The organism is Cellulosilyticum ruminicola JCM 14822, from assembly GCF_001311925.1.
Taxonomy (GTDB): Bacteria; Bacillota; Clostridia; order Lachnospirales; family Cellulosilyticaceae; genus Cellulosilyticum; species Cellulosilyticum ruminicola.
Window position 1 is genome coordinate 1 of the sequence record NZ_BBCG01000074.1, and the last position, 13315, is coordinate 13315.

General features: G+C 30.6%; 12 protein-coding genes and 2 pseudogenes. All 14 read right to left on the reverse strand.

From position 1 onward, the window contains the following. Positions 1–364: 364 nt before the first annotated feature. Positions 365–928: an S-layer homology domain-containing protein gene (locus JCM14822_RS16190; RefSeq protein WP_172674845.1), complete on the reverse strand. Its 564-nt coding sequence runs from the start codon at positions 926–928 to the stop codon at positions 365–367. After that, positions 925–1881, reverse strand: a complete 957-nt coding sequence (locus JCM14822_RS16195; protein WP_054743412.1) for a hypothetical protein — start codon at positions 1879–1881, stop codon at positions 925–927. The genes JCM14822_RS16190 and JCM14822_RS16195 overlap by 4 nt, the downstream gene beginning before the upstream one ends. A gap of 9 nt (positions 1882–1890) precedes the next feature. Beyond that, positions 1891–3633: a hypothetical protein gene (locus JCM14822_RS16200; protein ID WP_054743414.1), complete on the reverse strand. Its 1743-nt coding sequence runs from the start codon at positions 3631–3633 to the stop codon at positions 1891–1893. A 135-nt stretch (positions 3634–3768) separates the two neighbouring features. After that, positions 3769–4167 (reverse strand): DUF1934 domain-containing protein, encoded by a 399-nt coding sequence (locus tag JCM14822_RS16205; protein WP_054743416.1) that lies wholly within the window; start codon positions 4165–4167, stop codon positions 3769–3771. 145 nt (positions 4168–4312) lie between these two features. Further along, a complete protein-coding gene (locus JCM14822_RS16210) occupies positions 4313–5365 on the reverse strand; it encodes a D-alanine--D-alanine ligase family protein (RefSeq protein WP_054743417.1) in 1053 nt (350 codons plus the stop codon). A gap of 119 nt (positions 5366–5484) precedes the next feature. Then, positions 5485–6177 (reverse strand): stage II sporulation protein R, encoded by a 693-nt coding sequence (spoIIR, locus tag JCM14822_RS16215; protein WP_054743419.1) that lies wholly within the window; start codon positions 6175–6177, stop codon positions 5485–5487. Between the two features lie 202 nt (positions 6178–6379). Next, positions 6380–6532: pseudogene (locus tag JCM14822_RS25220) on the reverse strand (hypothetical protein); the annotation flags it as partial. Beyond that, on the reverse strand, positions 6529–7158 hold the full coding sequence (locus tag JCM14822_RS16220; protein ID WP_054743421.1) for a transposase: 630 nt from the start codon (positions 7156–7158) through the stop codon (positions 6529–6531). The gene JCM14822_RS16220 and the pseudogene JCM14822_RS25220, both read right to left, overlap by 4 nt. Positions 7159–7277: 119 nt before the next feature. After that, the gene (locus JCM14822_RS16225) at positions 7278–8444 is read right to left on the reverse strand and encodes a Ger(x)C family spore germination protein (protein WP_054743422.1); all 1167 of its coding nucleotides are present in this window, start codon (positions 8442–8444) and stop codon (positions 7278–7280) included. Beyond that, positions 8434–9531, reverse strand: coding sequence for a GerAB/ArcD/ProY family transporter (locus JCM14822_RS16230; RefSeq protein WP_054743430.1), 1098 nt, complete (start codon positions 9529–9531; stop codon positions 8434–8436). The genes JCM14822_RS16225 and JCM14822_RS16230 overlap by 11 nt, the downstream gene beginning before the upstream one ends. Positions 9532–9559: 28 nt before the next feature. Beyond that, positions 9560–11209 carry a spore germination protein gene (locus tag JCM14822_RS16235; protein WP_054743432.1) on the reverse strand — a complete coding sequence of 550 codons (1650 nt, stop codon included), beginning with the start codon at positions 11207–11209 and terminating at the stop codon, positions 9560–9562. Positions 11210–11273: 64 nt separating this feature from the next. Further along, positions 11274–11471 (reverse strand): CLC_0170 family protein, encoded by a 198-nt coding sequence (locus tag JCM14822_RS16240; RefSeq protein ID WP_054743434.1) that lies wholly within the window; start codon positions 11469–11471, stop codon positions 11274–11276. A gap of 227 nt (positions 11472–11698) precedes the next feature. Further along, positions 11699–11851: pseudogene (locus JCM14822_RS19605) on the reverse strand (transposase); the annotation flags it as partial. 49 nt (positions 11852–11900) lie between these two features. Further along, positions 11901–12926 carry a LacI family DNA-binding transcriptional regulator gene (locus JCM14822_RS16245; RefSeq protein ID WP_054743436.1) on the reverse strand — a complete coding sequence of 342 codons (1026 nt, stop codon included), beginning with the start codon at positions 12924–12926 and terminating at the stop codon, positions 11901–11903. Positions 12927–13315: the final 389 nt, after the last annotated feature.

The window sequence follows — 13315 nt, forward strand, 5'->3', positions numbered from 1 at the left end:
GTATAGAGATTTTTTTGTCATCTTAACTTAATGACATTGATTCTTGAAGTGAACGTCTTTTGTTTTTTTGTATCATTTGAATCCAACTCCATTATTAATTTTAAAGTGCCTCTCATACTGGCTAGCAAGATTGTGTAGTAAAAGGATCCAATTACCTCATAATGAACCCAGTGGTGGCAAAAACTCCAAGTTGCATCTATTATCGCATAGGAATTTACCCTGTAGGAACGGTAGGTTATTCATCACTTACCACAATGGACATAAAAAAAGATAACTCCGATACAATATCGAAATCATCTTTCTAGAGCTTCATAGCTCCTCTTTTTTGTACTCTACTTTATAGGGTACACTTTCTTTTGGCCTATTAATTAATTAACATTTTATCGTTATAATCTTTTTGTAAATCATATCTTAAATAATCTATAAATTGATTTAGAAATGTAGCACATTCTGCTTTTGTTACATATTTTTTAGGAAAAATATATCCGTTACTTACTGTGATGATTCCTAGTTTACTTGCCGCATATAATGCTCCTTTTGCCCATGATGAAATTTCTTTATCATCTATAAATGGTGTATATACATCCATAGTTCCTAAACCAAGCCTTTCTAATCCTATAGCTCGAATATTATATAAATACATCATTTCTCTTGTTAAATATGTATTTGCTCCAAAAATTCCCCCACTAATTAAACCTGCATTATATGCTGCTACTGCATATCTATAATTTTCATCACTCTCTTTTATATCCGTAAATGGTGCCTCCTGAGTATTTTTCTTTTTAGATGATTTTGATGAGCTTTTTTTAGATATTGTATCCTCTGGTAACGGTATTTGCAATGCTGTAACTAACATTCTAATATATTCACCCTTGGTTACTACTTGATTCGCTGAAAATGTTCCAACTTTATCATTAAATATATTCATACTATACATTTTTTTATCTGAGTTTCTGCAGGATGTCCTTGAAGATTTAAATTCGTTAGTACTGATAATTGCTCAATTGTTGGTGTATTTTCTACACTAACCATACCAGATAATTCATCATCGTATAACTCTGGACTACCTTGTAAAATATTATAACTTAACACACCTTCATTTCTAATAATTTCTTTATAGTTTCCACTCATACTAATTGCAGTTGGTTCATTTTTATCATAATGTATATCTCTATGTACAGTATATGTTGGTGTTTCTTCTATTGAATAACCTTCTCCATCACCAATATCTATTGTAATTGTTCTTTTTTGTGTTTCTGATTTAGCAAATGCTTGCTCATATCCATAAATCGGTCCAAAAACAGATACTGTTATTTCAGCATCATTTCCTGACGCATATACAGCATCATACTGTACATCACCTCTATAATAAAGAACCCCTGGTGTGTAATCCTCTAATATACTTTTTGTATAACTTGACTTATCACTATCTAACTTGTATGTTGTACCATTTACTATAACCGTTTCATTCCATTTCTTAACCGTAGATACTTTTCTTGCTTGTTTTGAAGTGGCATCATATACATATTGAGTCTCAAATGTAATAGATCTAGTTATCTTGGTTGTATTAGTAGCATTTTGTCCTCTCATAACATATGATTCTGTATAACTACCTACACCAGCTTCTTTATCCATATCTTTCCCTGGTTTTATTTCAATAGTTCCTTCTATTGTTTCTGCTTTACCTGAAATATATACATTTTCTTTATATGGTAATGTATACTTTGAAACCTTTTTAGCATTTGTCTGTGCTAATGCTGTTGATGTTTTTAGTTTAATTCCTGAACTAATGCCACCAAAGTATCCCATCTCACCTTCTGCTGCATAAACAGAACTTGTCATCAGCATAAAACTTAGGCCTAATACAAATATTTTTCTCATGGGTTCCTCCTAATTTTCTACGACTATAATATAACCATCTGCAATACCTGCTGTATCTTTTAAATTAGTAGATATCATAGTACTAATAATGTCACCTTTTTCTAGTTTACTTACTGGAATAACCTTTCCATTTTTAATAACTACACTATTCACGCCTAAATTAATAGTTGCTCCTAGATTCTTCTTACTATATTCAACCCACTTCTTCTGGCTCTTATGATAATAATAAACATCTTTAATGCCTACACTATTACCTTCAACTTTATAAACCTGTCCCTTAGCAGCATTTGTTACATAAGGCATTTTTACAACCATGTAAGCCTTATCACCTACTGCTACTACAGTATATACATTTCCTACTTCAGAATCTTCACCGTATGATAAGAATTTTTCTATTCCCCCTTGTACATATCCTGACTCATTGTAGAATTTAGTATCCAAATCAATAGAAAATGTACGTGGTGTTGGATGATAATACCATTGGTGTCCATCTAATAATGAGAATGTTTCAAATTGGAATTCTTCACTATCTTTGATTTTCTTAATTCTACCTCTAAACACTTCTAATGATGCTGTTGTTACATCACTCGAAATTTTCCCTACTGCCAATTTATTTTCACCAGTTACTACTGCTTGTAGTACATCTCCCACCATAATATTATGAGACTCAACTAGTTTATTATCTCTCACAATAATAGCATCTTCTGCAACGTATAAATTCTCTCCTGAGAGTAATTTAACAATCCCTGACGAAGCATATATTACTGTAGATGGTTGTAATGTATTTTGTAATTTACTTTGGAAGTTTAATTTAACTGCGTATTCCTTACCTTTATAATTTTCAGCAGCAACATATGTATATCCTTCTGCATTTCTTAGATTTCTACTTATATAATCTAATGAGACTTGATTACCAATTAAGTAGGATTTTATATTTTGTGGATTAATATTAAGACGTAATAAACTATTATACTTCCCCCAATTAAGCTTTCCTAATGATTGTACATTCTTTAGATTTAATAAGTCCTTATACTTATCAATAGATGTAACTTGTCCTTTATAAAGACTTGAAATCACACGCGTATCGTTATCAACAACAACTTCCTCGATACTTTCTTCTATAATTCCTTCTCCTAATATTTTCTGAGAAATTAATACTTTCACCCAATCACCAGGCTTAATTGTACTAATCGAACATGGAACTCCACCTTTGCTTACAGGTGTTGACAACTCTAAATCATATGAATAAATATTTCCTTTTTCATCTTCAAGAATAATATTTGTTTTATCATCAGAATTAAAATTAAATGTATTTACCTTAGCATAACGCATCATGTAATCGTTATATGCACTAATATATGTAATATATTTATCCTTATCCATTCTAATATAAATACAATCTCCAGCTTTAATACTACCTATTGTTGTATCTCTTGCATCATACTTAAAGTAAGGGAATATTTCATCTAAATAACCTATTTTATCTTCTGTTTCATAATAAGGCTGCTTTTCCACACTAATTTCATTAGTATAATAATTCCTTGTAATTGTTGCACCATTACCATTTCTATATGTTATATATCCTAACTGTGGATTATTTTCTATAACAATTCCTCGTTCTTCTGAATAATTATCATATAATGCGTCCATATATTCCTGTTGATCATAATATACTGGCACACTAGCTATTGTACTAAAGCTCATACTTGTAGCTAGTATTATAGAACCCATTATAAACCATCGTTTTTTCATATACTCCACCTCCTATTGTAATTTAAATACGCTACCTTATATATCGGTTCAAGTATATATTAAGTTTATGGGGACAGGTCTTTAAAATTGCTGTTTGCTATTCGAATATCAGTTTTAAAGACCTGTCCCCAATTATTAATTTGCTACAAGCATATATACATTATCACTTACCTTTTTATCTTGCATCCAAATAGAATATTCAATATAAATCTTAATTCCTTTTTCTAAAATATAAGTATCACATTTATGTGTTTTTATTTGAATTTCCATTTCTCCATATGGTGTATAATAAATTGTTTTATGTGGCATTTCCTTATCAAAAGATAAGTTTGCTTTCATTCCACCATATCTCTTTACAGCAATTTTATTATCCTTAGCTTTAATCATTGTAGTAATATTATTTTCAGCTTCTTTATACGTAATAAATATCCCATCATTTTTAAAAGCAAGCTGTCCTTTATAACTCACTTCATTTGTATCAAAATGTGTATCATATGTTTGCTTATCATATACTTTTACTGTCACTTGTTTCATTAACTTTTCCTCTGTCTCCAGTTTATTAATCTATAACTTTTATTCATTATACAATTCTCCAGCAACACAATAAGGTTATTTGTGGTACATATTCTATCACAAATAACCTTATTATATTCTATATGCATATTTATGTTGAACTTAATTATAAACTAGCAAGCTCAACTAAATTAGTAATAAGTTCTGTTATTTCAATTCCTGCTGCTTTAAAAAGCATTGGATACATACTAATAGATGTAAATCCTGGTAATGTATTAAGTTCATTAAAGATAATTCCACCATCTTCTTTTACGAAGAAGTCAATTCTTGAAATTCCCTTTCCTTCTACTGCATCAAATACATCTCTGGCATATTGTCTAATTTTTTCTTTTGTCTCTTGTGGTAAATCTGCATCTACTACAGTTTTTGATTCTGCATTATTATACTTTGCATCAAAATCATAGAATTCTGCTGCTGCTAAAATTTCACCTACACCTGAAACTTTTAAATCTTCATTACCTAATACAGCTGTTTCCACTTCTCTACCAATAATTGTTTCTTCAACTAATGCCTTTTTATCATGTTTCATGGCTTCTCTTAAACCATCAACTAATTCTTCTTTATTTTTAGCTTTAGAAATACCTACTGATGATCCTGCATTAGCTGGTTTAATGAAGTATGGATAGTCAAAAGCAGCTTCAATCTTTTCTACTACTTGATGAATATCTTCTAATTCTTTGTCTTTTACAATTACATATTTCGCTTGAGGAACATTTTTTGTTGCTACTGCTATTTTAGTAAATGCTTTATCCATTGAAATTGCTGATGCTAATACACCACAACCTACAAACGGAATTTGTGCTAATTGACAAAGACCTTGAATTGTTCCATCTTCTCCGTTCTTCCCATGTAATACTGGAAATACTACATCTATATTAATCTTAATTTGCTCTGTATTCCCTTCTTTGCAAATCCATAGACATTTTTGTGTTGCATCTGGGCTAAGAATTGCAGGAATACCATTTGTTTGCCATCCATTTTTAGTAAGATCTAAATCATTACCTTTATATAATAACCATTTACCTTCTTTAGTAATTCCTACTGGATGTACTTCATATTTAGTTTTATCAATATTAGTTAAAATAGTTGTAGCTGATTTAAGTGACACTTCATGTTCTGATGAGCATCCTCCAAATAATAATAATACATTCTTTTTCATCATGTTCCTCCTATTTACAGAACCTATATTATCTAGTATTTTCCTATATGTTATTATTATATTTTAGTACGTTATTATTTATTATTCAACCACACATTCCATATTTTAACCTTAAAACTTTAATGTTCATTACAGTCCTTATAATCTTCTTTGTGTAGATATGAATTTACTGTATCTACTATCTTAAATCGTACTTCATAATGTACCTCTGATCTTGAAATAAGTTTATATTGTTCTGGAGTTAATTGATCTTGTAATTCTTCCTTTCCTTCCATCGGAACTACTCCTTTGGCCGCATCCACATAACATAATGGCGGAAACATAATACACCACCAATTTTGGCCTTTTCCTTCACCAATAATAACACGACAAGCTTCATATTGTCCCGCTGGTAAAACTATATCACCATAAGCTTTCGTTGGAAAATTAGCCTTATCTAAAAACACTTGTACTTTATAGTCTTTTCCCCACCTATAAACCACATGTTCTGCTACATTCTGAATACTGTCTTCATGTTCTCGAATTATCACTTTGCTTTCTTCTATATTTTTAGATTTCTTTAAAAGTGGTTCCATATAAGCTATAATTTCATCCTTTACTTGTTGTTTAAGTAATTGATCTTCTGTACTGTCACTATTAGCTACCACATGGAAACGTAACATATTTTGAGCTAAGTCTTGACTTACTCCATTAGCATATATAGTAATTATTCCTAATCCAACACATACCACTACTGCTATTATCAACGTAACTGTATATACAAGCCTACTGTTATACTTCTTATATCTTAATAACTCATCTAGTTTACTCATATCTATCCCCCCATATTTTCCACAACATTTTTCCTAACTAAATCTTTGCCCTAACTTAAATAGTTTATACACCCTATTAACTATAAATCATTTGAATCATTTTATTTATTTGTTTCAAAGTATACTTGTCTTTAATCATCTGATTTATGTTCCTCTTAATACTTATCCCAACTGCTGCTGCCTTTACCAAAAACAATTCTCCTATCCTCTCATAAGACATTTTTGTCAACAATGCTACTAAATAAATACACATATCCCTCTGATATCTATAAGCTACATTATTACGCCGTACAATTTCTAATCTACTAATTTTAAAAGTTTTTTCTACAACTTCAAAAATCCTATCAATGCTTATCTTTTTTTATTCTGCTCTTCATCATTCTGAACTGAACCACTTGTTTCTAATACACTTGCAGCTTCCGCCTCTCCCTCATCTTCAATATTACGAACATACGATAAATATATCTTTTTCCCTTTTTTCACATCATCTGAAAAATATTTTAATAAACGTTCTGTACTTACAATCTCTAACTTATCTTTTTCACTCATATATGCTTTAAAACTAGACCAATTATACTGAAGAACATCATCTACAATATTAGCTTTAACAGGGTTACGATGCACATATTTTGATACATATACAAAATATTCATCACTTCGTACCAATAGACTTGTAAATCGTCCTTGAAACACATGTCCACATCTATCATATTTCTTATTAAAGTAGATAGCATAACTCAAACTAAGTCCATGCATAAATTTAGATATATCTTGTCCATTATCATAAATTACTAAATGTACATGATTAGTCATCAAACAATATGCATAAATCTCCATTTTAAACTTTTCCTTATAACGTTTTAATCTACTTAAATAGCACATGCAATCAGCATAATCCTTAAATATATCTTCTCGATTATTACCTCTAACAATTACATGATATATACTGTTTGGACACTTTTCTCTACGTACTCTTGGCATATACTTTCTCCTGTTTTTATTTACAAGCATTGCCAACATATCATATTTTAATCATTTCAATTTCAAAAATCCCCCACATATTTATTTTAAAGACCTGTCCCTAAAAACTACTCCTTAAGCTATTCTAGCATGCCAGTATTTTTGATGGTTGAAGTTACTTGAATTTTAATTGGAAATGATTTATAGCCTTCATCTTCCCAATTTTGAGAGTAACTTTGCCATTGTTTAGGGTGTTTACGATACATTTGTAAACCTATATTAAGAAAATCTACATTTATTTCTTTTGATTTATTAACAGCCACCATAACCTGATGCCTTATTTCATCTTGTAATAATATTGTTATTTGATTAATATCTTCTATGCTAAATATATTTTTAGTATCTGTAGACACATATTCTGTTATATTACCTTCCGTTAAAATTTCTATGTTCGCATCTGCTACATTCCCATCACTATTAAACGTTATCTTTGAATGTTCTGTATCTATTATATAAGTCAACGAACTTCCTTTATACTCTACTACAATAGGTACTTGATTAATTTTCCCTTCAACAAACAACTGTCCCCTTACAACATCTTTTCCTATAAAATCTACTAACTCATAATTCCTTATAACTGCTGCTCCACTAATTTCTACTGCACCTTTTTCATCCGTATTGATAACTGGAATTGTGCTAATATTAGTATCTTCCAATTCTCTTATCATATTACCAACCAATTGTTCTTTTGCATAACTTACTGGACGTTCTGTATTATTAAAATACTTCATTACATATAGCCCTAAAATTGGATTTTGTTCATTATCTTCCTGCGTTAAATTTCCTGCTTTTCCTCTTGTAGCTAAAAGATTAGTTGTTCGACTTATTTCCATATTTCTTATAAGTCCATCTATCGCACCTCTAAATAAATCTGAATCCTTCATTAATTCTTCGCCTAACACAATAGCTTGCGTATGACTAAAAGTAATTGTATTTTGAGATTTACTTTCCACCTCATCTACACTTGTTTCAATAGTTGGGGTCGTTGTAACTATTGAACTCTTCACATCTTTAGCTAAACTATCTTTTCCAGAAAGTTTAGCCCTATCAGGTATTGTATAAGTGATTTGATAACTGTCACGCTTATTAATAGGTTGACTTAAATCTGCATCTTGATTTTTATCTATAGCAACTTCCATCACTACATTTCTCTCATTAATTTCTACACTATCCCAACATCCTGTTAAAATAAATGAGGTATTTAAAATTAACATTGTCATAGCAATAAATTTTAATTTATTTTGCATGAGAATTCCTCCTTCCTCTAGCTATAATAGCCAGTATAAGAGGAACAGGTAATATAAACCATATACCAAAATAATATTGAAACTTATTATAATAATCATAGGCCATTACTAAATTTTCAGGTATCATTGCAATAAAATAAGCTATCGGTATAAGTGGTAAAACAAATATATTTTCTCTTTTATATTTAAAACTCCTACTTCCTATTAATGAAGTAAAATAAACTCCCGAACTAAGATATATAAAAATACTAAAAGTCCAACCTGTCATCATTAAAATTTCTTGATTCTCCACCATTGTTCCTGATAAACTCATGCTTTGCATAAGTGTTAAAACAGGCCACACCTGTCTTTGTGTCTCATTAAATCCAACTCCCACATAAGTTAAAAGTACAATAATTGCACTAGCTATTCCAACAATAATAACAGGCACTAACATTGCTCTTCTAACTTTATCAGTCTCTTTCATCAGTCCTGCTAACATTAACATAATTTCAAGCGGCATAAAAATTAAACTTACAACAAAAGTTCCTACTCCAATCCCTCTTAAGTTAGTTTGAAAGAATGGCATAAGTTGCATATATTCTCCATGAGGCACTACTAATAAAAATACCAAAACAAGTGATACTGCTATAAAATAAATCAATACCTCTCCCATTCTCCCAATCGCTTCAACCCCTGATTTTACAAGGTATGCCACACTTAATAACATTACTAAAATAATAACTTGAATCGGTGTTTTAGGAAGTAGTACCTGTGAAATCATTTCTCCCAACATCCTTGCCTCAAGACTTGTTATAATTAAAATTTTAACAGCAAATAAAATAATGATTATATATGCCACAAAATCTGGTACAATTTTAGGCAAAAATTCAACCAAAGTATCTTTAGGAAATCGTTTTGTAATCCCTTCAATACAAAAAACATATATCACACCTAATATACTCGCTAAAAGTGGTAATATATATCCATTTCTCTCCACATAATCCCCAGCTATTTTAGGCAAAAACAAAATAGTTGTATTCAGCATTTGTAGTATTAAAAATATCTCTACTTGTCTTACGGATACCCTGCCATTATGCGTAAACATCCATTATTTCTCCTTTCATTTTTTTACCTTACTCAGTTTCATCTCCACTTTTCCTATCAACTTGCCCATTAGTTACACCACTATTTGGGCCTGGTGATACATCCTGTATATTGTCGCCATTTACACGTAAACGACGTCTTTGCTCAGCTCTTGCATAAATCGGCCTTGTTGTTTGCATAAATGTTGGAAATCTAAGAATAGTATCTTTCAAATCATTAAAGCCATTACGATCACTAATGTTATATGGAGCAAGATATGGTACTTTAAAACTTTCAAGAGATGATAAATGAATCAATGTAATTAAAAATGCAATTAAAAATCCATATAACCCTAGAAAAGCTGATAATCCTATAAACATATATCTAATAAGCCTAAATGCAGACGTCAAACTATAATCTGGCACCGCAAATGTACATATTGCAGTAAGTGAAATAATGATAATAATCATTGGACTAACAATCTTAGCATCTACTGCTGCCTGTCCTATAACAATCCCACCAACTAGCCCTATTACATGTCCAATAGCCCCCGGCGCTCTAATTCCAGCCTCTCTAAACAATTCAAATATTAATTCCATAACTATTATTTCCGCCACCGTCGAAAACGTTACCCCTTCCCGAGCCGCAGCAATAGATACTGCAAAAGCTGTTGGTAACATTGTTGGTTGGAAATTTAATACAGCTATATATAATCCTGGTAATGTAAATGATAAAAATGAAACTAAATAACGTAGGATTCTTAAAAAGCTCATAATTTGCCAGCGTTGGTAATAATCCTCAGACGCTTGATAAAACACATTTAATGTAGCAGGCACAATGATTCCAAAAGGAGAGTTATCTACAATAATTCCAACTTTTCCTTCTAATAAACTAGCTGCAAATTTATCTGGTCTTTCTGTCGCTTGAGTTTGTGGAAAAGGGCTTTTCCAACTATCCTCAATTAATTGCTCAATATATCCACTGTCAAACACTCCATCAATAACATATTTATTAAGTCTAGTTTCAACTTCTTTTATAAGCTCTGGCTTCGCAATATCATCCATATACATAATGGCAACATCAGTTCTACTCCTTGTCCCATAGCTCATCATTTTTACTTTGAGTTTAGTATCACGAATACGTCTTCTTACAAGTACCGTATTGAATCGTATAGTCTCTGTAAAACCATCTCTTGGGCCTCTTACAACACTCTCTGCATTTGGTTCTCCTACTCCTCTTCCAGGCCATCCACGTGTTGCAATAACTAATGCCTTCTCAGATTGATCAACAAAAATAGCAGTATCTCCAGATAAAATTGCCTTAACCAAATCATCCATTTTATCTACTTCTTTAACATCAAAAGTAGCTGAAAAATGTTGCATAATAATTTGAGTAGGTGTTCTATAATCTTCGATTTCGCATTCTGAATTTTTATAATCAAATGCAACACTAAGTAAATAATGCTCCAAAACTTCTCTATTTACTAAACCATCTGTATAGACACCATAAATTTTAATCTTCTTATCAGTTCCTAATTCCACCTCCCTTTTAACAATATCCATACAATTTTCAAATAACATATTTATCTTTTTTATATTCTCATTAAGATCTATTGATAAAGGTATATTTATCTTATTCTCACTATCATGCCAAGAATCTTCTACAGTAACTCCATTGCTAGTATCATTCTTATTTTTCATATGCTATCCTTTCTTAATAATCTAATTTCTTAATAATCTAATTTCTTAATAGTTAAATACCCCATCAAAATGCCGCCATTATAATAAATCCAGCAATTGAAACTACAATATAAATCCACCCCATAATCCTAACAGCATTAGCCTCCCTTTTCATATGTTCCACATCTACTAGGTTTCTCCCCTGAACAAAAGTCATATATAAACCAATACATAACATCACAATATTTATATAAACAGAAAAAACATTACTTATCTGACTCATTCTCATTCCCCTTTCTTCCATTCAACTCTCTGCATATACATAACAATTATTTGTAATTTCTCAAAAAATATACAATAAGAATCCACCAGCTTATCTGGTGGTTTTCTATGTCAACCCTATAAGCACTGTTACTTACCGTGCCTAAAGGCACATTCTTGATTCCGCCACTTGCGTGAGAATCTTTACTTGCCACCCTTAAAAGAGTCTGTATATTCTTTTAAACTTATTTAATCTGTTATCATATCTTCGTGCAATTGAGTTTTCATATATCTTTCTATTGCTTGCTTATTTCTAGCAACCGTACTTACATAATATCCTCTACACCAAAAATGTCTATTTCCGTATTTATACTTTAGACTACTAAATTTTTCAAATATCATTTAATACAAAAAGAGGGACAGGTCTATAAAAGTGATGCTAGCATCACTTTTATAGACCTGTCCCCAAACACTTATTTCGAGAACACGAACCACCTTGAACTAATTCTACAGGTAATATAATGTGTTGGTTTTTTGTTTCTCTATTTAATAATTTTAACAATAGCTCAATACTTAAATTACTCATTTCATACTTAGGTTGTTTCACTGTAGTGATAGATGGCTCATAGTATTTTGCTATATCCATGCCATCAAATCCAATAAGTGAGATGCCTTCTCCTAATTTATATCCCGAATCAAATATTGCCTTTGCTACACCTATTGCCATGATATCTGATGTACAGAAGATGGCTGTAATATCTTTTTGCTTTTCTAATAATTCTTTTGTATTTTTATATGCTGTTCCACTATCGTATTGTCCATAAATAATATATTGTTCTTTAAACTCAATATCATATGACTCTAATGCGCTTATGTATCCTTCAAAACGTTCTCGTCCTACTCCTATATCCTTTTTGTCACCTAATACCATTCCTATATGCTCGTGTCCATTATTAATTAGATATTCTATTGTTTCATAAGCTGCCTTCTTATTGTTAATACTGATCGATGAACATTTTTTTAAATTTTTTATTCTAACTAAATCTACAGAAACTAAAACGATTGCTGCATCTACATTTTCTAAATGTTCATCATCTAATTCTAAGAAGTTGCCCCCTAAACAAATTACACCTTGTAACCTTTTTTCTTTAATAAATCCTAACAATGTATCAATATCATTTTCATTATTATGATGTTGTAAAATCATAGTATATCCAGCTGATTCTACACCACCACTAATGATTTTTAATATTTCAGAGAAAAATGGATTAAAAACCCCTTTTACCAATACACCAATATTTCTTGTATTTGTTTGCTTGAGTACCCTTGCACTATTATTAGGAATATAATTATTTTCTTTAATAATCTGCCAAACTTTCTCTCTTGTTTCATCACTCACATCTGGATGATTATTTAACACCCTAGAGACAGTACTTACACCTACTTTAGCAATTCTTGCTATATCTTTAATGTTCATTTTCTCTCTCCCATATCTTTAAGTTTTTTAATAAATACTGTAAAAACAAATTACCTAGACCTCACATTTAGCTGATATATTTTATATCCTATACACTGCTTCCTCTATAGACTCATCTATTTCCTATAAAATAGTTCTTATTCATTAATGATATATGCTAACTATAAACTACATTTTTCTTATAATCAATGTATACTTAAAGTAATTTACAATTTTATTTTTATTCTACTATTAATTTTAACTCAACTTTCCCAGCTTAAATCTTTAAATAACGCTTTGATAAATAAAGCTTGAGAATCAATCCATTGTCTAAGTTGATTTTTAATTGTTTCTGATTCTAGATGAGTAGGCTGATTTAATTGCTCAATAAATAAGCCCATTAAACTTTA

What these genes read in the sequence shown, in the direction of transcription:
- JCM14822_RS16190 (WP_172674845.1), bottom strand. Translation starts at nt 928, where the DNA reads ATGAATATATTTAATGATAAAGTTGGAACATTTTCAGCGAATCAAGTA.
- JCM14822_RS16195 (WP_054743412.1), bottom strand. Translation starts at nt 1,881, where the DNA reads ATGAGAAAAATATTTGTATTAGGCCTAAGTTTTATGCTGATGACAAGT.
- JCM14822_RS16200 (WP_054743414.1), bottom strand. Translation starts at nt 3,633, where the DNA reads ATGAAAAAACGATGGTTTATAATGGGTTCTATAATACTAGCTACAAGT.
- JCM14822_RS16205 (WP_054743416.1), bottom strand. Translation starts at nt 4,167, where the DNA reads ATGAAACAAGTGACAGTAAAAGTATATGATAAGCAAACATATGATACA.
- JCM14822_RS16210 (WP_054743417.1), bottom strand. Translation starts at nt 5,365, where the DNA reads ATGAAAAAGAATGTATTATTATTATTTGGAGGATGCTCATCAGAACAT.
- spoIIR (WP_054743419.1), bottom strand. Translation starts at nt 6,177, where the DNA reads ATGAGTAAACTAGATGAGTTATTAAGATATAAGAAGTATAACAGTAGG.
- JCM14822_RS16220 (WP_054743421.1), bottom strand. Translation starts at nt 7,158, where the DNA reads ATGCCAAGAGTACGTAGAGAAAAGTGTCCAAACAGTATATATCATGTA.
- JCM14822_RS16225 (WP_054743422.1), bottom strand. Translation starts at nt 8,444, where the DNA reads ATGCAAAATAAATTAAAATTTATTGCTATGACAATGTTAATTTTAAAT.
- JCM14822_RS16230 (WP_054743430.1), bottom strand. Translation starts at nt 9,531, where the DNA reads ATGTTTACGCATAATGGCAGGGTATCCGTAAGACAAGTAGAGATATTT.
- JCM14822_RS16235 (WP_054743432.1), bottom strand. Translation starts at nt 11,209, where the DNA reads ATGAAAAATAAGAATGATACTAGCAATGGAGTTACTGTAGAAGATTCT.
- JCM14822_RS16240 (WP_054743434.1), bottom strand. Translation starts at nt 11,471, where the DNA reads ATGAGTCAGATAAGTAATGTTTTTTCTGTTTATATAAATATTGTGATG.
- JCM14822_RS16245 (WP_054743436.1), bottom strand. Translation starts at nt 12,926, where the DNA reads ATGAACATTAAAGATATAGCAAGAATTGCTAAAGTAGGTGTAAGTACT.